We start from the raw sequence: 24,682 nt of genomic DNA on the forward strand, positions 1-24,682 counted from the left end.
CCCTCCTCGTTCTCACTGAGGCCGAGGCCTCGGCCTCAGACCCGCACCCGCTCGCCCTCGTCCGCGTCGCGGCCCGAGCCCTGGTCCACGCCGCCCTTCGCCAACGGTGCCGGCCTGCCCGTGGCCTCGGGCGACTCGTCGTGCGTCAGGTCGGGCATCCGGTGCAGCCACTTCGGGAAGTACCAGTTGCGCTCGCCGAGCAGTGCCATCACCGCCGGGAGCAGCACGCCCCGGATGATCGTCGCGTCGATGAGCACCGCCGCCGCCAGGCCCACCCCCATCTGCTTCATGGACTGCATGGACAGCGTCCCGAAGATCCCGAACACGGCGACCATGATGACCGCGGCGCTGGTGATGACACCGGCCGTGGTGACCACACCGTGCTGGATCGCGTCCCGCGTCGTACGGCCCCGCAGGCGGGCCTCACGGATCCGGGAGACCACGAACACGTGGTAGTCCATCGACAGGCCGAACAGGATGACGAAGAGGAACAGCGGCAGCCAGGTGACGATCGCGCCGACCCCCTCGGCGCCCACCAGCGACGCGCCCCAGCCGTGCTGGAAGACGGCCACCAGAATGCCGTAGGCCGCGCCCACCGACAGCAGGTTGAGCACGATCGAGGTGATCGCGATCGTCAGTGAGCGGAACGACAGCAGCATCAGCAGGAAGGCGAAGACCACCACGAAGACGAAGACCGGGACCACCGAGCCGACCAGTTGCTCGTTGAAGTCCTCGGAGCCCGCGACCTGCCCGGTGACCGGCGCCTCGAGGCCGTCCACCGTGCCCAGCGTGGCGGGCCGTACCTCGTCGCGCAGCGTGCGCAGGCTCTTGGCCGCCCTGTCCTGGTCGGAGCCACCCACCAGCGGCACGTACACGAAGGCGATGTTCTGTTCCTCGTGCACCCTTGTCTCGACCGGGCCGCGTGAGGCGCCCGAACTCACCGCCTGCGCACGGAAGTCGGTCAGCGCGGCCCGTACCTGCGGGGAGTTGATGTCGTCCGCCCTGACGACCACCTCGGCCGGCTCCGCGCCGCCCGGGAACGCCTCGTTGACCCGGTTGTACGTCTGCACGATGGGCAACGAGTCCCCGAACTCCTGGTCCAGCGTGAGGTTCTGGGTCTTCATGCCGATCGCGGGAGCGGCCACAGCCAGCAGCGCGCCGGTCGCCACCGCGGCGGCGAGCAGCGGCCTGGCGAGGACGCGGCGCAGTACGGCCGTCCAGATCCGGCTGTCGTTGCCGCTCCCCGAGGTGCGTCGGCGCAGGAACGGCAGACGGCCCTTCTCGACCCGGTCGCCCAGCAGCGACATCAGCGCGGGCAGCACGGTCACGGAGCCCACCATGGCGACGGCCACGACCATCAGCGAGGCCAGGCCCATCGCCTCGAACTCGGCGATCCCGGTGAACAGCATGCCCGCCATGGCCACACAGACCGTCACACCGGAGACGACGATCGCCCGGCCACTGGTCGCGGCGGCGATCCGCAGCGCCGTCTGCGCGTCGTGGCCGGCGGCCCGCTCCTCGCGCTCGCGACGCAGGTAGAACAGGCAGTAGTCGACGCCCACGGCCAGGCCGACCAGCAGCATCACGGAGTTGGCGGTCTCACTCATCGGCTGCAGATGACTGACCAGGCCCATCAGGCCCATCGTCGCCATGATCGCGGTGATCGCCAGCGCCACCGGCAGCAGCGCCGCCACCAGCGCGCCGAAGGCGATCAGCAGGATGCCGAGGGCCACCGGGACCGCCGAGTACTCGGCCTTCTTGAAGTCGTCGCCGAACGCGTCGTCGAACGTCTTCATCATGCTGGCGCCGCCGATCTCCTCGATCCGCAGCGCGTCGTGGTCCTTCTGGACCTTCTCGACGGCCTTCAGCACCGGCTCGACCCGCTCGCCGGCGGTGTCGGAGTCGCCGCGCATGTCGAACTGGACCAGCGCGCTGCGCCCGTCCTTCGAGATCGTGTCGCTCTCGTACGGCGTGATCACGTCCGTGACCTGACCGGTCCCCTCGACGGCCGTGACGACCGCGGTGACCGCGGCGTGGAACTCGTCGTCCGTGACCGACAGTCCATCGTCCCTGGCCTGCACCAGTACGGTCTCACTCGCCGGCTCCTCGATCCCGGCGTCCTCGACGATCCGGGCGGCGGTCTGCGTCTCTCCCTTGAGCTGGTCGCTGTTGGCGACGTCGACCCGGCCGGCCGCCGAACCGAGACCCATCGCCAGCACCACGAACAGCGTCCAGATGCCGACGGCCGCCCATCGGTGCCGGGCGCTCCAGCCACCGGCACGGGCGGCGAAGCCCTTTACCCGCGAATCTCCGCTTCCCATGACGGGCTCGCTCCCTCGTGCACGACAGCGACCTGTGCCGCCGCCTTCCATAATCGAAGGTATGGGCCGGATAAGACCGTCTCGTCGTGCTGACCGGTGAAGCTCCGGGCGCGGAACTCATCCCCTCGGACCTCGTCCTCCTCCCCACTGGGGAGGAGGAGACCCCTACATCTACCGGGGGTTCCCCGGGTGCGTGATCAGGGTGCCGGCCGGCCCTCAGGAGGCCCGCGCTGCCGCACTCCGCGCGGACACGGCCGTCGTGCCCACCCCCTCGGGGCACGACGGCCGTCCTATCGTGTGCGGATGGCGACGACATACGCGGCACTGCTGCGCGGCATCAACGTGGGCGGCGGCAGAAAGGTCCCCATGGCCGAACTGCGCACCCTGATGGAGGGCCTCGGCCATGATGCCGTGCGCACCCATCTCCAGAGCGGTCAGGCCGTGTTCACCACCGGGAGCGACAGGCCGGGTGGGGGGAGAGCGGACGAGGACACGCTGGCCGCCGAACTCGCCGCCGCCGTCGAGCGGCACTTCGGCTTCACCGTCGACGTGATCGTGCGCGACCACGCCTATCTGCGGGCGATCGTCGACGACTGCCCGTTCCCGGCCGCCGAGTCGGCGCCCAAGCAACTCCACGTCACCTACTTCTCCACCGCCGTCGACGCCGACCGCTTCGCGGACGTCGACCGGGCCGCCCATCTGCCCGAGGAGTTCCGCCTCGGCGACCGCGCCCTGTACCTGTACGCCCCGGACGGCCTGGGCCGCTCCCGGCTCGCCGAGCGCCTGGCCGGGCCCCGGACCACCCGGGGCCTCATCGCCACCACACGCAACTGGAACACCGTCGTCAAGCTCGTGGAGCTCACCCGTGACTGACCCGTACACCGCCGCCGACGCCGCCATCGAGGCCGAACTGAAACTGCTGGACCCCGAGGTGCGCCGCTCGCCCCGACGCGTCGGGGCGCTGCTGCATCCGGAGTTCGTGGAGGTCGGCGCGTCCGGACGGGTCTGGGACCGCGACGCGATCACCGCGCTGCTCGTCGGCGAACACGCTTCGGGGGACCCCACCGGCACCGTCTCCCGGATGAAGGCCGTGCAGCTCGCGCCCGACACCGTCCATCTCACCTACGACACGGACCACAACGGCCGGCGCGCCCACCGCAGCTCCCTGTGGCGCCGTACCGGCGGGGACTGGCTGCTCTACTTCCATCAGGGGACGCCGTACGACTCGGACGCGGTGACCGGCGGCTGACACCCGCCGTGGGGGCCTCAGGCCCCCACGGCAACCGGCATCGGCACCCGTGCCGCGTCGTAGCGCTCCAGCAGCACCCGCGCCACCTCCGGCGCCGGGCCGAGGACGTCCGCCAGGACGTCCGCCTCCGCCGCGCCCCGTGCGATGCGGTCCGGGAGGAAGCCCGGGGCCAGCACGTACGGGGCCACGGCGACGCGCTCGCAGCCGAGAGCGAGCAGTTCGCGCACCGCGTCCTCGGTGCGGGGCAGGGAGGCGGAGGCGAACGCAGGCCGCACGGCGCACCAACCGGTGTGCCGCCACTCCCGCGCGATTGCTGCGATCACTGCGATCGCCTCCGGGTCGGTGGACCCCGCCGAGGCCAGGACGACCCCGGTCGAGGACTTGTCGGCGGGCGTGAGGCCCGCCTCGTACAGCCGTCGCTCCAGCGCGGCGAGGAGCAGCGGCGACGGGCCCAGAACGTCCGCCCGGCGGATGCGCAGCCGCGGATCCGCGTCCGCGAGGACCGCCGGAATGTCCGCCTTGGCGTGGAAGGCGCGGGTCAGCAGCAGCGGGAGCGCCACCACGTCCCGCACGCCCTCGGCCGCGAGGGAGTCCAGCACCCCCGGCACGGAGGGGACGTCGAAGTCGAGGAAGCCGGTCTCCACCCGCAGCTCCGGCCGCAGCGACCGCACCCGCTCCACCAGGGCGTGCACGGTCGCCGCGTGCCGCAGGTCACGGCTGCCGTGGGCGATGACGAGAAGAACCGGACGGTGCATGATCGGATCAGTCCTTCACCAGCAGGCCGCGGCTGCGCAGCACCCACCGCTCCAGCGGACTGAAGATCAGCAGGTCGATGGCGATACCGACGGTCAGAATCAGCAGGATGGCCTCGAACACCATGGCCATGTCGCTCGCGTTGCGCCCGTTCTCCAGCAGCTGCCCGAGACCGATGCCGAGGTCGGGGAACGAGGCGATGATCTCCGCGGCCATCAGGGAGCGCCAGGAGAACGCCCAGCCCTGCTTCAGCCCCGCCACATAGCCGGGCAGCGCGGCCGGCAGCACGATGTGCCAGGTGCCCTTCAGCCCCGTCGCGCCCAGGGTGCGGCCGGCCCGAAGGAACAGCGGTGGCACCTGACTGACGCCGGAGACCAGGCCGTTGGCGATCGAGGGGACCGCGCCGAGCAGGATCACCGCGTACATCATCTGGTTGTTCAGGCCCAGCCAGATCACGGCCGGCGGCACCCACGCCACCGACGGCAGGGACTGCAGCCCGGACAGGATCGGGCCGATCGCCGCGCGCACGAACCGCACCCGCGCCACCAGCAGCCCCAGCGGCGTACCGATCAGCAGCGCGAAGAAGAAGCCGAGCAGACCGCGCGAGACGCTGGTCCAGATGTAGCCGAGCAGCTCGCCCTCGAGCCACGCGTCCCGCAGGACGCTCCACACGGCGCCCGGGGAGGGCAGCTTGGTCGGATCGTCGACGATCCTGAAGGAGACCAGCGCCTGCCACACGGCCAGCACCAGGGCGACGGCGAGGACGGGCGGCAGGATCTTCTGGACGAAGGTCTGGCGCCACGGCCTGCGGGCCTGCTGCCTCGTCTCCAACGCGTCGAGCCCCGCCTCGAGACCGGCGAGGTCGTTCGCGTCCGTCCCGCCCTTCGCGTCCTTCGCGGTCGTGTCAGTGCTGGCCATGTCGGCGGATCTCCCCACGGAGTTCTTCGGTGATCTCGACGGACAGTTCCGCGACCGCGGTGTCCTCGATACGGCGCGGGTGCTCGATGTCCACCGTCCACTCGCGGGCTATCCGGCCCGGCCTCGACGACAGCAGCACCACCCGCTGTGCGAGCCGGACGGCCTCGCGCACGTTGTGCGTGACGAACAGGACGGACAGCTGCGTCTCGCGCCAGATCCGGGTCAGTTCGTCGTGCAGCACGTCCCGGGTGATGGCGTCCAGCGCCGCGAACGGCTCGTCCATCAGCAGCAGCCTGCTCTCCTGGGCGAGCGCGCGGGCCAGCGCGACCCGCTGGCGCATACCGCCGGACAGCTCGTGCACCCGCTTGCCGTGGGCGCCCCCCAGCCGGACCAGCTCCAGCAGTTCCACGGCCCGGCCGCGCCGTTCGGCCTTCGGCACCCCCCGCAGCTTCAGGGCGAGTTCGATGTTCTTGCCCGCAGTCAGCCACGGGAACAGCGCGTGCTCCTGGAACATCAGCGCCGGGCGGCCGTCCGTGCTGATCGCGCCGGCGCTGGGCGCGTCGAGGCCCGCGACCAGGTTGAGCAGCGTGGACTTGCCGCAGCCCGAGGCACCCAGCAGGGTGACGAACTCGCCGGGTGCGACATCGAGCGTGATGTCGTCCAGTACGAGTTGCTGCCCGGCCGGGCCCGCGAACGACTTCGAGACATGCTCGATCCGGGCGGCGTGAGTGGCCGTCTCGGTGCCGTCGGCGGCCTTGGCGAGGGTCGTGGCCATGGTCGTCACCTCCTGGGATATTTCATTGGGGTTCCGGGATCAGTTGGCGCCGAGACCGGCGTCGTCGACGGCGGGTGCGCCCTCGGCCGCGAGGACCTTGTTGAGGGGCTCGAGGTCGTAGATGCCGTTCAGGTCGGGCCGCTCGAGCAGGCCCGCGTTCACGGCGTGCTCCGCCTGGGCGTGGAGGGTGGCGGCCAGCGGGTCGTCGGTGAACCGGATCGACTTCCACGCCGGGTCCAGTACGCCGGCGGGCAGTGCCTTGCCGGAGTCGGCCGCCAGCTGCTCGTTGGCGGCGGCCTTCGCCTCGTCCGGGTGTTCGTTGATCCACCGGTTGGTGGAGACCGACGCCTCGAGGACCGCCTCGACGGCCTTCGGATGCTTCTCCAGGAACTCCTGGCGCACGACGAGGTTCGTGATGACGAACCGCTCGTCCGGCCAGAGGGAGGCCTCGTCCAGCAGGACCTTGCCGCCCTCGGCGACCAGCTTCGACGCGGTGGGCTCCGGCACCCACGCGCCGTCGACCGAACCGGCCGCGAAGGCGTCCGGGGTGACCTTGTTGTCGCTGCGGACGACCGTGACGTCGCCCTGGCCGCTCTGCGCGTCGACCGTCCAGCCCTGCTCGGCCGCCCAGTTGAGGAACGCCACGTCCTGCGTGTTGCCGAGCTGCGGTGTCGCGATCCGCTTGCCCTCGACGTCCGCCAGGGACTTCACCCGGTCCGGGTTCACCACCAGCTTCACCCCGCCGGACGCCGAACCGCCGATGATCCGCAGGTTTCTGCCCCGCGACTTGGCCCAGCCGTTCACCGCCGGTGACGGTCCGATCCAGGCGATGTCGACGGAACCGGAGTTGAGCGCCTCGATCGCGGACGGCCCCGCGTTGAACACCGCGTACCGGGCCTCGGTCGCGCCGAGCTCCTTCTGGAAGAAGCCCTTCCGCTTGCCCACCAGCGCGGTCCCGTGGGTCAGATTGCCGAAGTGGCCGATCCTCACCGCGTCGAGACCGTCGGTCTTGCGCGCACCGGCCGCGATGTCGGCGCCGGTGCTCTCCTTGGCCCGGGAGCCGTAGCCGCACCCTGCCAGGGCGAGCAGGACCAGCACGGCCATCACGGCGAACGCGCGGTGCGGTGCGGCGGGGGTGGCAGGCACGGGAGGTGTTCCTCTCGGGGGCCCGGCGGTCACGTACTCAGCTGGTCGTGGCCGGGGAATCGACGGGTTTTCGGCGGTGGTGGCGAGGGAGGGGGACACGCGAACGGCGCGCGTGTCCCCGGGGCGCCGGGAGCGTCACGCACATCGCGCGACCCCGCCCTGCCCGCACCCCAGACGCCCGCCGCCGATCCGGCCGCCCTCCTTGGCGAAGGTGGCGAAGACGTCGGTCGGTGCGCGGTCCGGGGCGGGGGAGGGACGCATCGTCAGAAGTCCCATCCGTCGTCCTCGGCCGCGTCCTTGACCGGGGCCGGCGCGGCGAAGGACTCGCCGGCCATGCCCGCGGTGAGCGTGGTGCCGTCGTTCGGGTCGATCAGGATGAACGAACCGGTGCGCCGCGAGTCCGCGTACGAGTCGGCCGGCAGCGGCTCGGCGGTACGGATCTTCACCCGGCCGATGTCGTTGGCGGCGAGCGTGCCGGGGTGCGGGTGCAGCGACAGGTCGTCCAGCGTCAGCCGGGCCGGGATGTCCTTCACGATCGCCTTGACCGTCCGGGTGCCGTGCTTGAGCAGCACCCGGTGGCCGACCGTCAGCGGCTGGTCGGCGACATGGCAGACGGTGGCCTCGACGTCCTGGGTGGTGGCCGGGGCGTCCTTGCTCGGGACGAGCAGGTCGCCGCGGGAGATGTCGATGTCGTCCGCCAGCAGCAGCGTCACCGACTGCGGCGTCCAGGCCGCCTCGACGGGCGTGCCCAGCAGGTCGATCCCGGTGATCGTCGTGGTCCGGCCGGACGGCAGCACGGTCACCTCGTCGCCCGTACGGAACGTGCCCGCGGCGATCTGACCGGCGTACCCCCGGTAGTCGGGGTGCTCGGCGCTCTGCGGCCGGATCACGTACTGCACCGGCAGCCGGGCGTGGCAGTGCGCCAGGTCGTGGCTGACCGGCACCGTCTCCAGGTGCTCCAGCACCGTCGGGCCGCCGTACCAGTCCATGTGCGCGGACGGCTCCACGACGTTGTCGCCGACGAGCGCCGAGATCGGGACCGCGGTGACCTCCGGGACGCCCAGCTCCGTCGCGTACGCCGTGAACTCCTCGGCGATCCGCGCGAACACGGCCTCCTCGTAGTCCACCAGGTCCATCTTGTTGACGGCGAGCACGACATGGGGCACGCGCAGCAGGGCGGCGATGGCCGCGTGGCGGCGGGTCTGCTCGACCACACCGTTGCGGGCGTCGACGAGGATGACGGTCAGTTCCGCGGTGGAGGCGCCGGTGACCATGTTGCGGGTGTACTGCACATGGCCCGGCGTGTCGGCGAGGATGAACCGGCGCCGCGGTGTGGCGAAGTAGCGGTACGCCACGTCGATGGTGATGCCCTGTTCCCGCTCGGCCCGCAGCCCGTCGGTGAGCAGGGCGAGGTCGGGAGCCTCCTGGCCCCGGCTCGCCGACACCCGCTCCACGGCCTCCAGTTGGTCGGTGAGGACCGACTTGGAGTCGTGCAGCAGCCGGCCCACCAGGGTGGACTTGCCGTCGTCGACGGAACCGGCGGTGGCGAACCGCAGCAGGGTGGTCTCCGCGAGCGTCTCACTCGTGATCGTGCTCATGTCTAGAAGTACCCCTCGCGCTTGCGGTCTTCCATCGCGGCCTCGGAGAGCTTGTCGTCGGCGCGGGTGGCCCCGCGCTCGGTGAGGCGCGAGGCGGCGATCTCGGTGATGACCTTCTCGATGGTGTCGGCCCCGGAGTCGACCGCGCCGGTGCAGGACATGTCGCCCACCGTCCGGTAGCGCACGAGCCGCTTCTCGACGCTCTCGCCGTCCTTGGGGCCGCCCCAGTCGCCGGCGGTCAGCCACATGCCGCCCCGCTGGAACACCTCGCGGTGGTGGGCGTAGTAGATCTCCGGCAGCTCGATGTTCTCGCGGGCGATGTACTGCCACACGTCCAGCTCGGTCCAGTTGGACAGCGGGAAGACCCGGACGTGCTCACCGGGCGCGTGCCGGCCGTTGTAGAGGTTCCACAGCTCGGGCCGCTGGCGGCGGGGGTTCCACTGGGAGAACTCGTCGCGCAGCGAGAACACCCGCTCCTTGGCGCGGGCCTTCTCCTCGTCGCGGCGGCCGCCGCCGAACACGGCGTCGAACTTCTCGGCGGCGATCTTCTCGGTGAGCGGCACCGTCTGCAGCGGATTGCGGGTGCCGTCGGGGCGCTCGCGCAGCACCCCGCGGTCGATGTAGTCCTGCACCGAGGCGACGTGCAGCCGCAGCCCGTGCCGGGCGACCGCGCGGTCGCGGTAGTCGAGGACCTCGGGGAAGTTGTGCCCGGTGTCGACGTGCAGCAGCGAGAACGGCACCGGCGCCGGCGCGAAGGCCTTCAGCGCCAGGTGCAGCATCAGGATGGAGTCCTTGCCGCCGGAGAACAGGATCACCGGGTTCTCGAACTCGCCCGCGACCTCGCGGAAGATGTGCACCGCCTCCGACTCGAGGGCGTCGAGGTGGGAGAGGGCGTACGGGCTGTCGGCGCTGCCGGTGCCCTCGTCGCCGGTCGCGACCGTGGCCACGGTGGTCATGCCAGTCCCCTTTCGCTCAGCAGGGCGTGCACCGCTGCGGCGGATTCCTGGACGGTCCGGTGCTGCGCCTCGATGCGCAGATCGGGAGAGACGGGAGCCTCGTACGGGTCGTCCACGCCGGTCAGCCCGGTGAGTTCGCCCGCGGCCTGCTTGGCGTACAGCCCCTTCACATCGCGTACGGAGCACACCTCGACCGGGGTCGCCACATGCACCTCGACGTACGGCGTGCCGTTCGCCCCGTGCCGCCCCCGGACCGCCTCCCGGCTGTCCGCGTACGGCGCGATGACCGGGACGAGCGCGGTGACGCCGTTGCGGGCGAGCAGTTCGGCGACGAATCCGATGCGCTGCACATTGGTGTGCCGGTCCTCGCGGCTGAAGCCGAGGCCCGCGGAGAGGAACTCGCGGATCTCGTCGCCGTCGAGCAGCTCGACCCGGCGGCCCCGTTCGCGCAGCCGGCCGGCCAGTTCGTGGGCGATGGTGGTCTTGCCGGCGCTCGGCAGACCCGTGAGCCAGACGGTGGCTCCGGTCGTCACGTCGGTCTCCTGGTTCGTAGTGGGCGTGGGAGGCGCCGAGGGCGCGGGGGGCCCGATGAGGGGCCGGGTGGGCGTGGGGGGCTCGGTCATGTCAGCCGTGCAGTCCGCACTCGGTCTTGCCACGGCCCGCCCAGCGGCCGGCACGGGCGTCCTCGCCCTCCAGCACGCGGCGGGTGCAGGGGGCGCAGCCCACCGACGCGTACCCGTCCGTCAGCAGCGGGTTGGTGAGCACACCGTGTTCGGCGACGTAGGCGTCCACGTCGTCCTGGGTCCAGCGGGCGATGGGGGAGACCTTCACCTTCCGCCGCTTCTCGTCCCAGCCGACGACCGGGGTGTCCGCCCGGGTCGGGGACTCCTCGCGGCGCAGCCCGGTCGCCCAGGCCACGTACCCCCGCAGACCCTCCTCCAGCGGCCGCACCTTGCGCAGCTTGCAGCACAGGTCGGGGTCGCGGTCGTGCAGCCTCGGCCCGTACTCGGCGTCCTGCTCGGCGACGGTCTGCCGCGGGGTGAGCGTGATGACGTTGACGTCCATCACGGCCTCCACCGCGTCCCGGGTGCCGATGGTCTCCTCGAAGTGGTAGCCGGTGTCGAGGAACACCACGTCGACGCCGGGCCGGGCGCGGGAGGCGAGATGGGCGACCACCGCGTCCTCCATGGAGGAGGTCACGCAGAAGCGCCCGCCGAAGGTGTCGGCGGCCCACCGGAGGATCTCCGGTGCGGAGGCGTCCTCCAGGTCGCGGCCCGCCTGCTCGGCCAGCGCCCTCAACTCGTCGGTGGTGCGCTCTTCCTGAACCGCCGTCATATCCGGTCCCCTCCTGTGTCCGGTCCCGTTTCCGGCCGGTCGAGCCCTTGGGCGAGCAGCCCGAGGAACTTCAGCCGAAAAGCCCGGTTGCACGCCCCGCACTCCCAGGCGCCGTGCCCTTCCTCGCTGGGACGAAGGTCCTCGTCACCGCAGTACGGGCAGTGGAACGGCGCGGCCCGCTCGCTCACGACAGGGCCTCCCGGATCGTCTCCGCCCGGCTCACGACAGGGCCTCGGCGTCCGCGCGGGCCGCCCAGGTGGCGAACCGCTCGCCGTCCTCGCGCTCCGCCTGGAAGCGCTTCAGGACCCGCTCGATGTACTCCGGCAGTTCGTCCGAGGTGACCTTCAGCCCGCGTACCTTGCGGCCGAAGGCCGGCTCCAGGCCGAGCGCGCCGCCCAGGTGCACCTGGTAGCCGCTGACCTGCCGGCCCTCGGCGTCGGTGACCAGCTGCCCCTTGAGACCGATGTCCGCGGTCTGGATGCGGGCGCAGGCGTTCGGGCAGCCGTTGATGTTGATGGTGAGCGGCTCGCCGAAGTCGGGCAGCCGGCGCTCCAGCTCGTCGATGAGCTCGCTGCCGCGCTCCTTGGTCTCCACGATGGCGAGCTTGCAGAACTCGATGCCCGTGCAGGCCATCGTGCCGCGCCGGAAGGGCGACGGCTTGACCCGCAGGTCCAGCGCCTCCAGGGCGTCGACGAGCGAGTCGACCCGGTCCTGCGGCACGTCCAGGACGATCATCTTCTGCTCGGCCGTGGTGGAGACCCGCCCCGAGCCGTGGTCCTCGGCCAGCGCGGCGACCTTGGTGAGCAGCGAGCCGTCCATCCGGCCCACCCGCGGCGCGAAGCCGACGTAGAACCGGCCGTCCTTCTGGCGGTGCGCCCCGATGTGGTCGCGCCACCGCTGCGCGGGCATCTCGGGAGCCGGACCGTCCGACAGCTTGCGGCCCAGGTAGTCGTCCTCCAGGACCTGGCGGAACTTCTCCGGCCCCCAGTCGGCGACCAGGAACTTCAGCCGCGCCCGGTTGCGCAGCCGCCGGTAGCCGTGGTCGCGGAAGATGGAGATGACTCCCTCCCACACCTCGGGCACGTCCGCCTCGGCCACCCAGGCACCCAGCCGCACCCCGAACTTGGGGTTGGTCGACAGACCGCCGCCGACCCACAGGTCGAAGCCGGGGCCGTGCTCGGGATGGACCACGCCGACGAACGACACGTCGTTGATCTCGTGGGCGACGTCCAGCAGCGGGGAGCCGGAGACGGCCGTCTTGAACTTGCGAGGGAGGTTGGAGAAGCGCGGGTCGCCGATGTAGCGGCGGGCGATCTCGTCCAGCGCCGCCGTGCCGTCGATGATCTCGTCCTCGGCGACCCCGGCGACGGGGGAGCCGAGCATGCCGCGCGGGGTGTCGCCGCAGGCCTCCGTGGTGGACAGGCCGACCGACTCGAGCCGTTCCCAGATCGCGGGCACGTCCTCGATGCGGATCCAGTGGTACTGGATGTTCTGCCGGTCGGTGATGTCGGCGGTGCCGCGGGCGTAGGTGTCGGCGATCTCGCCGATCACGCGCAGCTGCTCCGTGGTGAGCCGTCCGCCGGTGATGCGGACCCGCATCATGAAGTACTCGTCCTCGAGCTCCTCGGGCTCCAGCACACCGGTGCGGCCGCCGTCGATCCCGGGGCGGCGCTGCGTGTACAAACCCCACCAACGCAGGCGGCCGCGCAGGTCGGTGGGGTCGATCGAGTCGAATCCCCGCTTCGAGTAGATCGTCTCAACACGTGTCCGGACGTTGAGACCGTCGTCGTCCTTCTTGAACTGCTCGTTGCCGTTGAGCGGCGTGAAGTGCCCAGCGGCCCACTGGCCCTCTCCGCGGTGACGGCTCACCTTGCGGCGGGGGGTCGCGGCGGCAGGGTTCTGCGGGCTGGCGGCCATGGTTGATACGTCCTTCGGAACAGACGGGGATGCGGCTCTGACCTGCACATGACGAGCATGGGCATACATGCGCGTCATTGCGCGGGAGTTCGTGAAGTGCAGCGGAACGGGGCGGAACCGGGGAGGTGCCGAGCGGGGGCGGACCGGAGCGGAGAGGGGGTGTCAGGTGCTGCTGAACGTGCTCTCAGCGCGCCGGACAGATGGCGCTGGACATGCGGCCGAGGTCGACGTGCCGCCGACTCACCAAGGCGATTCCCGTTCCAGGCATGACGGAAGCGTGGCACGGAGATCTGGACACAGTCCAGCTTCATCCATTATGTGGACGCCTTCGTCTCGACATGAGAGACAGGCACGCTCTTGGTCACAGGCGGTGAGGGTGGTCCCGTCCGCGCAGCTCACGATCGGCTCAGGAGGGACGGACGCCGTAGAGGGCCCGTGCGCGGCCCGTGCGCGGCTCGTACGCGAGGCGTCCGCGGGCGTTCTGCGGGGCCGTGGCGCTCAGGCCGGGTAAGCCCCCGGCCACGGGCCCGGGGTGGCGACCTCGGGCTCGTCCTCGACCGAGGTGTCGAACAGCCGGAAGCCCCGGCGGCGGTAGTTGTCCATGGCGTACTCGCCGTCCTTGCTGCACGTGTGCAGCCAGACCCGTCCGGTCGGCTTCAGGCCCGGCCACCGCTCCGCCAGATCCCAGGCCCGCGCGACGCCGTACGACAGCAGGTGCCCGCCGACACGCCGGCCCCGGAAGGCCGGGATCAGCCCGAAGTAGACGATCTCCACGACCCCGTCGTCCTGCGCCTGAAGCTCCACGTAGCCCGCGGGCGTCCCCCGGTCGTACGCCACCCAGGTCTCCACGCCGGGCCGGTCCAGGTGCTCCAGCCACTGCGCGTACGTCCAGCTCAGCCGGTCGGTCCAGCGGATGTCACCGCCGACCGACGCGTACAGGAAGCGGCTGAACTCCGGGGACGGCACCTCGGAGCGGACGACCCGCACGTCCCCCTCCGGTACGGCGGCCGGCAGGAGATCGGTGGGCGCGGTCTGCTCCAGGGACCAGGTGGTCACGGCGATGCTCGTCATGCCGGAAAGGGAACCATCCGGCACGGGCATCTGTCGAACGCCGGTGTGCGTACGACGAAGAGCGCGGGGTCCAGGGCCTGTCCGGCGGATCATGCCGGAGACGCGAGGTCCGGCACGCCCTCCCCAAGCTCTTCGAGCAGGGGGACCCCCATCCGCGTTGTCGTCATTCGCCGACTCCCCCGAGCTCTCGGGGGAGTCGGCGAGCTCTCGGCTCCGCTCGAACAGGGGGGACCCCATGAGCAGGGGGACCCCCATCGCGTCGACGCCTTCCTCCGCCCTGCGGCTGAACGCTCCCCCACGCTCGAACATGCTCGCGCGGGAGGGGCCCATCGCCCCACTCACCTGCGTCGAAGAGGTGCCGTCGATTTCCTGCGGCATGATCCGCCGGACAGGCCCTAGTCCAGCGAGCCGTCGACGGAGGCCAGGGGCAGGGCGAAGAGCATGCGGCCGGACTGGGACCACACCTCGCCGGTCTCCTGCCAGTACGACAGGGACGCCGACGGGCCGCTCCAGCAGCGGTGCGTCTCGTCCGCCCCGCACCGGGTGGGCCGGGCCCCCTCCGTGTCCTGCCGCCACAGCGTCCCTCGCTCGTCCGGCGTACCGGTCATCCGGCCCAGGTACCAGCCCGACCCGTACGACAGCACACTGCGCACATGGGTCAGTTTCGTCTCGTACGCCGAGACGGGGTCCGCCTTCAGCAGCGGGTCCGTGGCCAGCAGCCCCGCGCGGACCTCGTCGTCGTCGAACGCGTACCGCCACAGGCGGGTCGGCCCGTCATGGTCCTCGGGGACCGTCTCGTGCGCGACCAGGCTGTCCGGCGCCGTGCTGCGGTCCAGGGAGATGCCGCCCGGCTGCGGGGCGTCCGCGTCGGCCGTCCGGTACACGGCGACGGCGGGCAGCACGTACCGCGCCCCGGCCGCCGACCAGCCACCGGGCACCCGCCCGACCGTCGAGCCGTCCACGGTGGCCCGCTGGACACGGTCCACGTCGTACACGTACAGCGCGCTGCCGTCCCCCCGCCCGGCGGTGACCAGCAGCTTGTTCTGGTACCAGACCATGCCCGTCACGGGGGAGACCAGCCCGTGGTAGTCCTGTCCCCCGGCGACCGGGACGGCGAGCTGCGCCCAGGTGTAGCGGAGGTCGGCGGGGTCGTCGGCGTCGATGAACGCGACCCGGGCCAGCCCCTGCCCCGTGCCGGTGCCCGTCACGGCGGGGCCCTGCGCGGCGGTGCCGTCCGCCGTGGTGCCGCCCTGGCTCCAGGCGGAGAGCACCACCCGGCCGGGGCCCCAGTGGCCGTCGTCGTCCGCGTCCCCGGACGTGGTGACGGCGCCGGGACGCCAGCCCTCGACATCGGCGCCGTCCCAGCAGTACGCGCGCGTGGCGGCGGGTTCGACGGGCAGCGCGCGCTTGTCGTCGTCCGTACAGGATTTCGCGTCGCGCAGGGAGCCGTCGGTGTCGTCGAGCACGGCCCGGACGCCGACGGGCCGGCCCATCTCGGAGGAGAGCCGGTCGAGCCAGTCCGGCGACACATGATCCTCGGACAGCCGCAGGGGCGCGGTCTCGGCGGACGCGGTGAGCGGCTTCAACGCCCCGGGGTCGTCGGCGTCGGTGGCCTGTGACGTGCTGATCAGGGTGGCCGCCGCGGTGAGCGCGAGCGCGGTCCCGGCCAGCGTCGCCCGCAGCGCCTTGCCCCGCCTGCGCCGGCGATGTCTGCCGCGATGCTTCATAACGTCCTCCCGAGGCGGGCCAACTGCGTCCGGCGATCCGACCGTCCGACCGTGGAGCAGGTGAGGGTGACCCGAGGAGCGATGCTACGGCAGACGACCCCGCAGAGGCACGAAGACCCGGTAAATCCGCAGAACGCTCGGCCTGACGGGCGTTGCTGTGCTGTGCGGTCTGTGCGGTGTTGTGCTGTGCTTGGGCGTCAGGGCCGATGGCTCCGCCCTCCGCCCTCCGCGCTCCACGTTCAGGGTCCGGTGGCCGGCCGGTGCTCGCGGCCGCCCAGTGCCGGGGCCGTCGAGTGCGGCAGGAGGTCACGAGGGTCGTCCGGGAGCAGGACGTCGACCTCGGCGCTCTTCGCGAACCGGTACGGCCGGTGCTCCAGCAGACCGCCCAGATAGCGCCGCACCCTGGATATCTCGGCGCGCACCGTCACCGTACGGGCCGGGTCCCCGAACATGTCCTCGGCCAGGTCCGCGGCGCTGCGGCCGGACCGCTGCACGGCCAGCAGGTACAGCAGTTCGGCATGTCGGGGGCTCAGCCTCCGGGACCAGGAGCCCGCACCGCCGGACACCTCCACCGACGCGCCGCGCGGCTCCCGGAGATCCAGTACGATCCGGCTCGCCGCGCAGGTCACCGGCTCGTCCGCCGCCCGCACCAGCCAGCCCCCGGCCAGCGGCTCCAGCGAGCACCGGCCCAGCGCCGGCAGCCACCGCGACCCGGCCGACACCGAAGCGGGCAGCGCCAGCCGTCGCAGGTACGGCATCCCGGTCACCGCCGCCGTCCATCCGTACCGGTCCACCACCAGGGCCCGTCCGTCGACCTGGGCCAGCACCGGCGCCGCCACCGACCGCAGCCGCTCCAGCGACTCCAGATGGTGTTCCCGCAGCCGGGCCTCGGCGAGCTTGGCCACCGCGTCGACCCAGGCCAGCGTGGACGGATGCATCGTCTCCAGCGGCCCGCTCACATCCACCACGCCGATCAGCCGCCCGTCCCGCGGGTCGGTCAGGGGCGCCCCCGCACACGTCCAGGCCGCGTGCGACTCCATGAAGTGCTCGGCGGCGAACACCTGCACCGGCCGCCCGGTCACCGCCGGGGTGCCCACACCGTTGGTGCCGACGACATCCTCGCGCCAGTCCGCGCCCACCGCGAAACCGAGGCCGTCCGCCTTGCGCAGGACCGCCGTACTGCCCTCCCGCCACAACACCCTGCCGTCGGCGTCGGCCACCACCATGATGTGGCGGGTGGTGTCCGCGAACGGCAGCAGCCCCTCCCGCAGCACCGGCAGCACATGCCGCAGCGCCGAACTCTCCCGCCGCCGCTGCACCTCCGCCCCGGACAGCAGCCCGGCCCGGACGCCGTGGTCCGGGTCGACGCCACTGCGCAGCACCCGCTCCCAGGACTCCTCGATCACCGGCCGGGGCGCCATGGGCGCGCGCTGCCCGGAGAGCGTCGCGGAGCGGACCTCACTCAGCATCCTGGCCACGCGCATCGTGTCCACGCCGGCCGGATGCGTCACGTCCATCGGAGAGAGCGGCACTGGTCCTCCCGGGGAAAGACTCGGAGGACAGCGCTCGGCCGGCCGGCCGAGCCCTCCGAGATCCGTTCTGGCTGTCGTCGGTCTCATAGTGCCGTGTGCCCGCCGCGAGATCGTTCAGTACGGAAACGGACAACGGCGCACGGCAGTACGTTGCAACCCCCTGCAACCCTGGTGCATCGCCCCGCACTGCTTGAAAATTGAGCGACGCCGTCCCGAGCGGCGTCCACGGCTCCAAGGAGCCTGTGTGGCGGGGGTGGTGCCGTGTCGGCGCAGCACCACCCCCGCGTCACACCCGGGGTGCCGTGCCGGAGCCGTCACAGTCGGCTCGTCCCGGCCGGGTTCTCCCGCTCGATGCGCCGTCGGGGCGGCCCTTGCCGTCTCACACCTCCGGTCGGGCCCGTTCCACCACCGCCGCGAGGTCGAGGGCGTGCGGCAGCGTCCCGAAGGCCGCGCCCCCGTCACCGCCCAGCCGCGCCGCGCAGAACGCGTCGGCGACCTGCGGCGGCGCGTACCGCACCAGCAGCGAGCCCTGGAGCACCAGTGCGAGCCGCTCCACGAGCCGCCGCGCGCGCCCCTCGGCGCCCTCCAGGTCGGCCAGTTCGGTCAGCAGGTCCTTGATCGCGCCGTCCAGCCGGTGATCGGCCCCGCGCGCCTGCCCGACCTCGCCGAGGTACGCGTCCAGCACCTGCGGATCCCGGCTCAGCGCGCGCAGCACGTCCAGCGCCTGGACGTTGCCCGCGCCCTCCCACACCGAGTTCAGCGGGGACTCGCGTACCAGCCGGGGCATCCCCGACTCCTCCACGTACCCGTTGCCGCCCAGGCACTCCGCCGCCTCCACCGCGAGGGGCGCGCACCGCTTGGTCACCCAGTACTTGGCGGCCGGCACCGCGATCCGCAGCAGCGCCCGCTCCCGCTCGCTCCCGTCGTCGTAGGCCGCGGCGAGCCGCAGCGCCAGCGTGGTGGCCGCCTCCGACTCCAGGGCGAGATCGGCCAGGACGTTGCGCATCAGCGGTTTGTCGATCAGCTTGCCGCCGAACGCCTCCCGGTACGCGCAGTGGTGCACCGCCTGTGCCACGGCCTGCCGCATCAGTCCCGCCGAGCCCAGGACGCAGTCCAGCCGGGTCGCCGCCACCATCCCGATGATGGTGCGCACCCCACGCCCCTCGTCCCCGACCCGCCGCGCCCACGTCCCCGCGAACTCGACCTCCGCGGACGCGTTGGACCGGTTGCCCAGCTTGTCCTTGAGCCGCTGGATCAGGAACACGTTGCGCGAGCCGTCCTCGAGCACGCGCGGTACCAGGAAACAGGTGAGCCCCCCGGGCGCCTGCGCCAGCACCAGGAACGCGTCCGACATCGGAGCCGAGCAGAACCACTTGTGCCCGGTCAGCTCGTACGTCCCGTCCTCGGCCAGCGGCCGCGCGGACGTCGTGTTCGCCCGTACGTCGCTGCCGCCCTGCTTCTCCGTCATGCCCATCCCGAAGAGCACGCCGGGTTTCTCCTGGGCGGGCCGCAGCGCCCGGTCGTACACCGTCGACGTCAGCCGCGGCTCCCACTCGGCGGCGAGCGCCGGATCCGCGCGCAGGGCGGGCACGGCCGCGTGCGTCATCGACAGCGGGCAGCCGTTGCCCGCCTCGACCTGCGACCACACCACGAACCCCGCCGCCCGCCGCACATGCCCGCCCGGCCGCGCCCACGCGCCCGTCAGGCCCGCCGAGACGCCCTTGCCGAGCAGCCGGTGCCAGGCGGGATGGAAATCGACCTCGTCGATCCGGTGCCCGTACCGGTCGTGGGTGCGCAGCCGGGGCGGGTTCTCGTTGGCCTGCACCCCCCACTCCTGCACCTGGGCGGAGCCGGAGGCGCGTCCGAGCGCCGACAGTTCGGACAGGCCCTCGTCCAGCAGCGACGGGTCCAGATGCCGTTCGACGGCCTCCGTCAGCGCCCGGTCGGCGGTGAACACGTCGTACTGCGCCAGCGGCGGTGCTTGGTTGGTCACGGTGTGCGTGGTACCTGCCATGAGCACGAACCTACCCGCCACCGCCTTCCGCATCACCCCGCGGGCACCTCACGACCGCCGAGCGGCCGCCTCACGACCACCGCGCGACCCTTCGGGTGAGGCCGGCCGGGCACGACGGATACCTTTGGTCCGTGCAGCCAGCAAGCGAATCTCCCGACGCGCCCTCCGGTCGACTTCACCGGGCCCGAGCCCTGTACCGCAATGTCTCCAAACGCAGGACCGCCTGGCTGCTGCTCAAGGACACCGTCAACTCCTGCATGGAGTACCGGATCCTGGGCCTGGCCGCGGAGGCGGCCTTCTTCACCCTGCTGTCGGTGCCCCCGCTGCTGCTCAGCATGATCGGCCTGCTCGGCTACGTCGACATCTGGATCGGCGCCGAGACCACCCAGAGCCTGCGCACCAACATCATCGAGGCCTCCCGCACGGTGCTGTCCGACCAGGGCGTGAGCCAGATCGCGGAGCCGATCCTGAACGATGTGATGAAGGGCGGCCGGCCCGACGTCATCTCCCTCGGCTTCTTCTTCGCCGTGTGGTCGGGCTCCCGCGCGGTGGACGTCTTCATCGACACCATCACCGTCATGTACGGCCTCGACGGTATGCGCGGCATCGTCAAGACCCGGCTGCTGGCTTTCCTGCTGTTCATCGTGGCCCTGCTGGTCGGCTCGGTCGCGCTGCCCCTCATGGTGGCCGGCCCCGACGCCGTGGTCAGTGTCGTCCCCTGGTCGACGACGCTCGTGCAGATCCTCTACTGGCCCGTGGTCATCCTGCTGTCGGTGGCCTTCCTGACCACGCTCTACCATGTCTCCGTGCCCGTGCGGTCCCCGTGGGTCGAGGATGTGCCCGGCGCGCTGGTCGCCCTCGCCATGTGGGTGTTCGGCAGCTTCCTGCTGCGGATCTACCTGACCAGCGTCATCGAGGGCCCCACCATCTACGGCTCCCTGGCCGCCCCCGTCGCCGTACTGCTGTGGATCGGCGTGTCCGCCTTCGCCGTGCTCGTCGGGGCCGCGGTCAACGCCGCGATCGACCGGGTCTGGCCGGCCGCGGCGACCGCCGCCGCCCGCGAGGCGAACGAACGGGTCCGGCAGGCACAGGTCGCCGAGTACGTCGCCCGCACCGCCCCGCTGGACGACGACGAGGCCGACCCCGACATGCCCGCAGAGTTCCCCGAACGCTGGTCCCGCTTCCTGCCCCCGGAGGACGTCACGGCCCGCCTGCGCACCCACGCGAAGAACAGCCACCACCACCCGAGGCACGGGGAGGGCTCCGAGGACGAGGAGAAGTGAGGCCGAACGTCCGCCCCGCCCCGCGCCCGAGACCTGACCGAGGGTACTGATCCGCTCGACGTCGTCGCGGCGGCCGCCCGTGCCCGGCACCGCTCGCCCGGTTCACCCCTGCGCGGCGGCGACGAATCCGCTCTCACGAATCCTGCCAGACGCATCAGATCCCAGTTTGGTCACGGAGAACGGGACAGAGTTGCTAATTAGGTAAGCCTAACCTTAAGTAATCATGACCCATGATTTGGAAAGGCTTTTCGACATGAGACGTTCCTCCTCCCGCACGATTGGGGCCCTCGCCGCCTCAGCCCTGCTGGTCCCCCTGATGGCCGCCTGCGGTTCGGACGGCAGGGAAGCCGGCTCCGGTACCGAGGCCGGGGGGAAGAACGAGGGAGGGACGCTTGTCATCTACTCCGGCCGCAGTGAGGAACTCGTCGCGCCGCTCATCGAGAAGCTGGAGAAGGCCACCGGCGCCAAGGCCGAGGTGCGTTACGGGGACAGTGCCGAACTCGCCGCCCAGCTTCTCGAAGAGGGTGACAGGACCGACGCGGACCTCTTCTTCTCGCAGGACGCCGGCGCGCTCGGCGCCCTGGGCAAGGAGGGCCGCCTCGCGGCGCTGCCGCAGAAGTCCCTCGACACCGTCGACAAGGCGTTCCGCGCGGAGAACGGTAACTGGGTCGGTGTGTCGGGGCGGGTCCGCGTCATCGCCTACCACAGCGACAAGGTCGCCGAGGCACCGGACAGTGTGCACGAACTGACCAGGCCGGAATGGAAGGGGAAGGTCGGCTACGCGCCCACCAACGCCTCGTTCCAGGCGTTCGTGACCGGTATGCGGGTCCTCGAGGGCGACGACGCCACGCGCAAGTGGCTGAAGGACTTCCAGGCCAACGACCCTCAGGTGTACGAGAAGAACGGCGCGGTCCTCGACGCCGTCGACGACGGCAAGGCCGAACTCGGCCTGATCAATCACTACTACTGGTACGAGAAGGCCGCAGAGGAGGGCGCGGACAAGCTCAAGGCCAAGCTGCACTTCCCCACGAAGGGCGACCCGGGCGCGCTCGTCAACGTCGCGGGCGTCGGGGTCGTCAAGGGCAGCGACCAGAGCGCCGCGGCGCAGAAGGCCGTCGACTTCTTCCTGGCGAAGGAGGCGCAGACCTACTTCGCCGGCGAGACCCACGAGTACCCGCTGGCCGCCGGAGTCACCAGCCAGGACGACCTTCCGCCGCTCGAGTCCATCGACGCGCCGGAGATCGACCTGAGCCGGCTGGAGTCCCTTCAAGTGACGCTGGAGATGCTCCAGGAAGCCGGGATGGTCTGATCGGTATGAAGAGTCCGGGTACCCGAGGCCACCAGGCCCCGCCGGCGCCCGCCCGTTCCGACCCGGGCCCGGACGACGCCCCCGCACCGTCCAGGCCCGGGCGTGCCGGGCGCAGACCGCCGCTCTTCCTCCTGGCCCTGGCTTCGGCAGCCGCAGCCCTGGCCCTCCTCCCGCTGGTCTACCTGGTCGTACGGGCCGTGGAGCGAGGTCCCGAGTACGCGTGGAACGTCGTCGCGACCGACCGCACGCTGGAACTGCTCGCCCGGAGCGTCGGTCTGGCCGCCGTGGTGGTGACCGCCTGCCTCGTCCTGGGCATCTCCCTCGCCTGGCTGACAGTCCGCACCGCGCTGCCCGGCCGGCGCGCGTGGTCGGTGCTCGCCACGCTACCGCTCGCCGTGCCCAGCTATGTCGCGGCCTTCGCCTGGATCTCGGCGCGCCCCGATCTCGCCGGATTCAGCGGTGCCGCCTTCGCGCTCACCCTGGTCAGCTACCCGTACGTGTATCTGCCGGTGGCCGCCGCGCTGCGCGGTATCGACCCCGCACAGGAGGAAGCGGCGCGCGCCTTGGGCCACGGGCCCTGGAGCACGTTCCGCCGGGTCACCCTGCCGCAGCTCCGCCCGGCCGCGGCCGGTGGCGGGCTGCTCGTGGCGCTGTACGTCCTCTCCGATTTCGGGGCAGTGTCGATCATGCGCTACGAGACCTTCACCCGGGCCATCCACACGTCGTACAAGGCGAGTTTCGACCGTACGCCCGCAGCCGCCCTCAGCGTGGTGCTGGTCCTGATGACAGTGCTGCTGGTCGCCGCCGAGGCGCGCACCCGCGGCCGTGCGGGCCATGCCCGGACCGGCGGTGGCACGGCCAGGCCCGCGTCCCCGGCCCCGCTCGGCCGACTGAAGTGGCCCGCACTCGGCTGGTGCTCGGCCGTCGCCGCGGCCGGGGTCGCCTTCCCGGCCGGGACCCTCGGGTACTGGCTGGCGGTCGGCAACTCCCGTACCTGGGATCCGCGGGGGCTGCTGGAGACCGGGGGGATCACGCTGCTCGTGGCGGCCCTCGGCGCCGCGCTCACCACGTGTCTGGCGCTTCCCGTCGGCGTGCTCGCCGCCCGCCATCGGGGCCGCGCCGCGCATCTGCTGGAGCAGGCCGCGTACGCGGGTCATGCCGTGCCCGGGATTACCGTGGGCCTTGCGATGGTCTTCCTCGCGGTGCGGTTCGCCTATCCGCTGTACCAGGAGCTGCCCCTGCTCGTCACCGCCTACGCGGTGCTGTTCCTACCGATCGCCGTGGGCGCCACCCGGGCAGCGGTCCTTCAGTCACCGCCCGTGCTGGAGGACGTCGCGCGTTCTCTCGGACGAGGGCCTCTGGGCGTCCTGCGTGAGGTCACGGTTCCGCTCGCCGCTCCCGGTATCGCCGCGGGCGCCGCCCTGACCTTCGTGGTCTGCATGAAGGAACTCCCGGCGACCCTGCTGCTTCGGCCCACCGGTATGGACACCCTCGCGACCCGTCTGTGGACCGAGACCGGAACCGGCTCGTACGCCGCCGCCGCTCCGTACGCGGCCGTCCTCATCCTGATCGCGGCCGTTCCCTCGTACCTCCTCGGAAGGCACCGCACATGACCGACCTGCGGATCACCGGGCTCACCAAGTCCTACGGTCCCGGCGCCCCCGTCCTGAACGGGGTCGACCTCTCCGTCCCCGCGGGGCGGCTGGCCGCCGTCCTCGGGCCTTCGGGCTGCGGCAAGACGACCATGCTGCGCATCGTGGCAGGCTTTCTGCGGGCGGACGCGGGGACGGTCGAGATCGGCGGGCGGATCGTCACCGGACCCGGCACCCACCTGTCCCCGGAACGACGGCGTATCGGCATCGTGCCGCAGGAGGGTGCCTTGTTCCCGCACCTGAGCGTGGCGCGCAATGTCGCGTTCGGGCTGGCGGGCTCCTCCCCGGCCGAACGCCGTCGGCGCACCGGGGACATGCTCGATCTCGTCGGCCTGCACGGCTACGGGGACCGGATGCCCCACGAACTGTCCGGCGGCCAGCAGCAACGCGTCTCGCTGGCGCGGGCGCTCGCCCCGGAACCCGCGATCGTCCTGCTCGACGAACCGTTCAACGCGCTCGACAGCGGACTGCGAACAGGTGTACGGGCTGATGTACGCGCGGCGCTCAGGTCCACCGGGGCGACGGGCGTCCTCATCACCCACGACCAGCAGGAGGCACTCTCCACAGCAGACCTCGTGGCGGTCGTCAGGGCGGGCAGAGTGGTCCAGTGCGGAACTCCGCAGGACGTCTACCGCAGGCCGGACGACCCCTGGGTGGCTGCTTTCGTCGGTGGCGTCGTCATGCTTCCGGGCACCGGCAGGGGCACGACCGCGGACACCGCCCTGGGCCGCATCCCGTTGGAGACCCCGGTGGACGGCGCTGCCGGAACGGTTGTGCTGCGCCCCGAACAGCTCACCCTCGGTGCACCGTCCGGCCAGGCTCCCCACGGCACGGTGGCGGACGTCTCCTTCCACGGACCGGACACCCTGGTGACGGTGGCGGTGACCGGACTGGACTCACCGGTGCACGTCCGTGTTTCCGGGCCGGTCGCTCACCGGCCCGGCGATCCGGTGAGCCCGGCCGTCACCGGCACGGCGACCCTCCACCTCCCCCGGCGGGACGGCAACGGGTGCGTGGCGGGCGGGGACGGCCCCGCGGCAACCGCCTGACCGGTGCAGGACGTCGAGCGGGCGCGCGGGGGTCGGCCCACGGAAGTGGCGGACGCGTGTGGCGTGGCGGGGCGCGG

General features: G+C 71.8%; 23 protein-coding genes. 6 read left to right on the top strand and 17 right to left on the bottom strand.

Annotation, left to right across the window (positions count from 1 at the left end; genetic code table 11):
- Window positions 1–35 precede the first annotated feature (35 nt).
- Window positions 36–2,321 carry an MMPL family transporter gene (locus tag V4Y04_RS30460; protein ID WP_332431587.1) on the bottom strand — a complete coding sequence of 762 codons (2,286 nt, stop codon included), beginning with the start codon at window positions 2,319–2,321 and terminating at the stop codon, window positions 36–38.
- Between the two features lie 303 nt (window positions 2,322–2,624).
- On the opposite strand from V4Y04_RS30460, the gene V4Y04_RS30465 reads away from it, so the two are divergent.
- Window positions 2,625–3,194, top strand: coding sequence for a DUF1697 domain-containing protein (locus V4Y04_RS30465; protein ID WP_332431588.1), 570 nt, complete (start codon window positions 2,625–2,627; stop codon window positions 3,192–3,194).
- Window positions 3,187–3,570 (top strand): nuclear transport factor 2 family protein, encoded by a 384-nt coding sequence (locus tag V4Y04_RS30470; protein ID WP_332431589.1) that lies wholly within the window; start codon window positions 3,187–3,189, stop codon window positions 3,568–3,570. The genes V4Y04_RS30465 and V4Y04_RS30470 overlap by 8 nt, the downstream gene beginning before the upstream one ends.
- Window positions 3,571–3,587: 17 nt before the next feature.
- Here the strand turns inward: V4Y04_RS30470 and V4Y04_RS30475 are convergent, their stop codons facing one another.
- The 16 genes from V4Y04_RS30475 to V4Y04_RS30550 all read right to left on the bottom strand — a co-directional run bounded on the left by V4Y04_RS30475 (window position 3,588) and on the right by V4Y04_RS30550 (window position 19,312).
- Window positions 3,588–4,325, bottom strand: a complete 738-nt coding sequence (locus V4Y04_RS30475; RefSeq protein WP_332431590.1) for a sirohydrochlorin chelatase — start codon at window positions 4,323–4,325, stop codon at window positions 3,588–3,590.
- 7 nt (window positions 4,326–4,332) lie between these two features.
- The gene (locus tag V4Y04_RS30480; protein WP_332431591.1) at window positions 4,333–5,241 is read right to left on the bottom strand and encodes an ABC transporter permease; all 909 of its coding nucleotides are present in this window, start codon (window positions 5,239–5,241) and stop codon (window positions 4,333–4,335) included.
- Window positions 5,228–6,016, bottom strand: coding sequence for an ABC transporter ATP-binding protein (locus V4Y04_RS30485; protein ID WP_332431592.1), 789 nt, complete (start codon window positions 6,014–6,016; stop codon window positions 5,228–5,230). Before V4Y04_RS30485 ends, V4Y04_RS30480 begins: the two co-directional genes overlap by 14 nt.
- Window positions 6,017–6,055: 39 nt before the next feature.
- Window positions 6,056–7,162 (bottom strand): ABC transporter substrate-binding protein, encoded by a 1,107-nt coding sequence (locus tag V4Y04_RS30490; RefSeq protein ID WP_332431593.1) that lies wholly within the window; start codon window positions 7,160–7,162, stop codon window positions 6,056–6,058.
- A gap of 135 nt (window positions 7,163–7,297) precedes the next feature.
- Window positions 7,298–7,438, bottom strand: a complete 141-nt coding sequence (locus V4Y04_RS30495) for a hypothetical protein (RefSeq protein WP_332431594.1) — start codon at window positions 7,436–7,438, stop codon at window positions 7,298–7,300.
- Window positions 7,426–8,760, bottom strand: a complete 1,335-nt coding sequence (locus V4Y04_RS30500) for a sulfate adenylyltransferase subunit 1 (protein WP_332431595.1) — start codon at window positions 8,758–8,760, stop codon at window positions 7,426–7,428. Before V4Y04_RS30500 ends, V4Y04_RS30495 begins: the two co-directional genes overlap by 13 nt.
- A 2-nt stretch (window positions 8,761–8,762) precedes the next feature.
- Entirely contained in the window at window positions 8,763–9,707 is a 945-nt protein-coding gene (gene cysD / locus V4Y04_RS30505) for a sulfate adenylyltransferase subunit CysD (RefSeq protein WP_443080212.1), read from the bottom strand.
- Window positions 9,708–9,712: 5 nt separating this feature from the next.
- Entirely contained in the window at window positions 9,713–10,249 is a 537-nt protein-coding gene (gene cysC / locus V4Y04_RS30510; RefSeq protein WP_332431597.1) for an adenylyl-sulfate kinase, read from the bottom strand.
- A gap of 91 nt (window positions 10,250–10,340) precedes the next feature.
- A complete protein-coding gene (locus V4Y04_RS30515; protein ID WP_332431598.1) occupies window positions 10,341–11,051 on the bottom strand; it encodes a phosphoadenylyl-sulfate reductase in 711 nt (236 codons plus the stop codon).
- Entirely contained in the window at window positions 11,048–11,239 is a 192-nt protein-coding gene (locus V4Y04_RS30520) for a hypothetical protein (RefSeq protein WP_332431599.1), read from the bottom strand. The genes V4Y04_RS30515 and V4Y04_RS30520 overlap by 4 nt, the downstream gene beginning before the upstream one ends.
- Window positions 11,240–11,270: 31 nt before the next feature.
- On the bottom strand, window positions 11,271–12,968 hold the full coding sequence (locus tag V4Y04_RS30525; RefSeq protein ID WP_332431600.1) for a nitrite/sulfite reductase: 1,698 nt from the start codon (window positions 12,966–12,968) through the stop codon (window positions 11,271–11,273).
- A gap of 184 nt (window positions 12,969–13,152) precedes the next feature.
- Window positions 13,153–13,236 (bottom strand): putative leader peptide, encoded by an 84-nt coding sequence (locus tag V4Y04_RS30530; RefSeq protein WP_310887545.1) that lies wholly within the window; start codon window positions 13,234–13,236, stop codon window positions 13,153–13,155.
- Between the two features lie 230 nt (window positions 13,237–13,466).
- Window positions 13,467–14,039: a GNAT family N-acetyltransferase gene (locus tag V4Y04_RS30535; RefSeq protein WP_332431601.1), complete on the bottom strand. Its 573-nt coding sequence runs from the start codon at window positions 14,037–14,039 to the stop codon at window positions 13,467–13,469.
- Window positions 14,040–14,434: 395 nt separating this feature from the next.
- Window positions 14,435–15,766: a hypothetical protein gene (locus V4Y04_RS30540; RefSeq protein ID WP_332431602.1), complete on the bottom strand. Its 1,332-nt coding sequence runs from the start codon at window positions 15,764–15,766 to the stop codon at window positions 14,435–14,437.
- Between the two features lie 239 nt (window positions 15,767–16,005).
- Window positions 16,006–17,283 (bottom strand): GAF domain-containing protein, encoded by a 1,278-nt coding sequence (locus V4Y04_RS30545; RefSeq protein WP_332431603.1) that lies wholly within the window; start codon window positions 17,281–17,283, stop codon window positions 16,006–16,008.
- Between the two features lie 394 nt (window positions 17,284–17,677).
- Window positions 17,678–19,312 carry an acyl-CoA dehydrogenase family protein gene (locus V4Y04_RS30550; RefSeq protein WP_332431604.1) on the bottom strand — a complete coding sequence of 545 codons (1,635 nt, stop codon included), beginning with the start codon at window positions 19,310–19,312 and terminating at the stop codon, window positions 17,678–17,680.
- A 131-nt stretch (window positions 19,313–19,443) separates the two neighbouring features.
- Here V4Y04_RS30550 and V4Y04_RS30555 point away from each other — a divergent pair, with 131 nt between their 5' ends.
- The 4 genes from V4Y04_RS30555 to V4Y04_RS30570 all read left to right on the top strand — a co-directional run bounded on the left by V4Y04_RS30555 (window position 19,444) and on the right by V4Y04_RS30570 (window position 24,605).
- A complete protein-coding gene (locus V4Y04_RS30555) occupies window positions 19,444–20,595 on the top strand; it encodes a YihY/virulence factor BrkB family protein (protein WP_332431605.1) in 1,152 nt (383 codons plus the stop codon).
- A 253-nt stretch (window positions 20,596–20,848) separates the two neighbouring features.
- A complete protein-coding gene (locus tag V4Y04_RS30560; RefSeq protein ID WP_332431606.1) occupies window positions 20,849–21,904 on the top strand; it encodes an iron ABC transporter substrate-binding protein in 1,056 nt (351 codons plus the stop codon).
- A gap of 5 nt (window positions 21,905–21,909) precedes the next feature.
- Window positions 21,910–23,517, top strand: a complete 1,608-nt coding sequence (locus V4Y04_RS30565) for an ABC transporter permease (RefSeq protein ID WP_332431607.1) — start codon at window positions 21,910–21,912, stop codon at window positions 23,515–23,517.
- The gene (locus V4Y04_RS30570) at window positions 23,514–24,605 is read left to right on the top strand and encodes an ABC transporter ATP-binding protein (RefSeq protein ID WP_332431608.1); all 1,092 of its coding nucleotides are present in this window, start codon (window positions 23,514–23,516) and stop codon (window positions 24,603–24,605) included. Before V4Y04_RS30565 ends, V4Y04_RS30570 begins: the two co-directional genes overlap by 4 nt.
- Window positions 24,606–24,682: the final 77 nt, after the last annotated feature.

Source organism: Streptomyces sp. P9-A2 (assembly GCF_036634175.1).
GTDB lineage: Bacteria > Actinomycetota > Actinomycetes > Streptomycetales > Streptomycetaceae > Streptomyces > Streptomyces pratens.

Excerpts from the sequence above, each read along its gene's own strand:
- V4Y04_RS30460 (WP_332431587.1), bottom strand. The coding sequence starts at position 2,321 with ATGGGAAGCGGAGATTCGCGGGTAAAGGGCTTCGCCGCCCGTGCCGGT.
- V4Y04_RS30465 (WP_332431588.1), top strand. The coding sequence starts at position 2,625 with ATGGCGACGACATACGCGGCACTGCTGCGCGGCATCAACGTGGGCGGC.
- V4Y04_RS30475 (WP_332431590.1), bottom strand. The coding sequence starts at position 4,325 with ATGCACCGTCCGGTTCTTCTCGTCATCGCCCACGGCAGCCGTGACCTG.
- V4Y04_RS30480 (WP_332431591.1), bottom strand. The coding sequence starts at position 5,241 with ATGGCCAGCACTGACACGACCGCGAAGGACGCGAAGGGCGGGACGGAC.
- V4Y04_RS30485 (WP_332431592.1), bottom strand. The coding sequence starts at position 6,016 with ATGGCCACGACCCTCGCCAAGGCCGCCGACGGCACCGAGACGGCCACT.
- V4Y04_RS30495 (WP_332431594.1), bottom strand. The coding sequence starts at position 7,438 with ATGGGACTTCTGACGATGCGTCCCTCCCCCGCCCCGGACCGCGCACCG.
- V4Y04_RS30500 (WP_332431595.1), bottom strand. The coding sequence starts at position 8,760 with ATGAGCACGATCACGAGTGAGACGCTCGCGGAGACCACCCTGCTGCGG.
- V4Y04_RS30515 (WP_332431598.1), bottom strand. The coding sequence starts at position 11,051 with ATGACGGCGGTTCAGGAAGAGCGCACCACCGACGAGTTGAGGGCGCTG.
- V4Y04_RS30525 (WP_332431600.1), bottom strand. The coding sequence starts at position 12,968 with ATGGCCGCCAGCCCGCAGAACCCTGCCGCCGCGACCCCCCGCCGCAAG.
- V4Y04_RS30530 (WP_310887545.1), bottom strand. The coding sequence starts at position 13,236 with ATGCCTGGAACGGGAATCGCCTTGGTGAGTCGGCGGCACGTCGACCTC.
- V4Y04_RS30535 (WP_332431601.1), bottom strand. The coding sequence starts at position 14,039 with ATGACGAGCATCGCCGTGACCACCTGGTCCCTGGAGCAGACCGCGCCC.
- V4Y04_RS30540 (WP_332431602.1), bottom strand. The coding sequence starts at position 15,766 with ATGAAGCATCGCGGCAGACATCGCCGGCGCAGGCGGGGCAAGGCGCTG.
- V4Y04_RS30545 (WP_332431603.1), bottom strand. The coding sequence starts at position 17,283 with ATGGACGTGACGCATCCGGCCGGCGTGGACACGATGCGCGTGGCCAGG.
- V4Y04_RS30550 (WP_332431604.1), bottom strand. The coding sequence starts at position 19,312 with ATGGCAGGTACCACGCACACCGTGACCAACCAAGCACCGCCGCTGGCG.
- V4Y04_RS30560 (WP_332431606.1), top strand. The coding sequence starts at position 20,849 with ATGAGACGTTCCTCCTCCCGCACGATTGGGGCCCTCGCCGCCTCAGCC.
- V4Y04_RS30565 (WP_332431607.1), top strand. The coding sequence starts at position 21,910 with ATGAAGAGTCCGGGTACCCGAGGCCACCAGGCCCCGCCGGCGCCCGCC.
- V4Y04_RS30570 (WP_332431608.1), top strand. The coding sequence starts at position 23,514 with ATGACCGACCTGCGGATCACCGGGCTCACCAAGTCCTACGGTCCCGGC.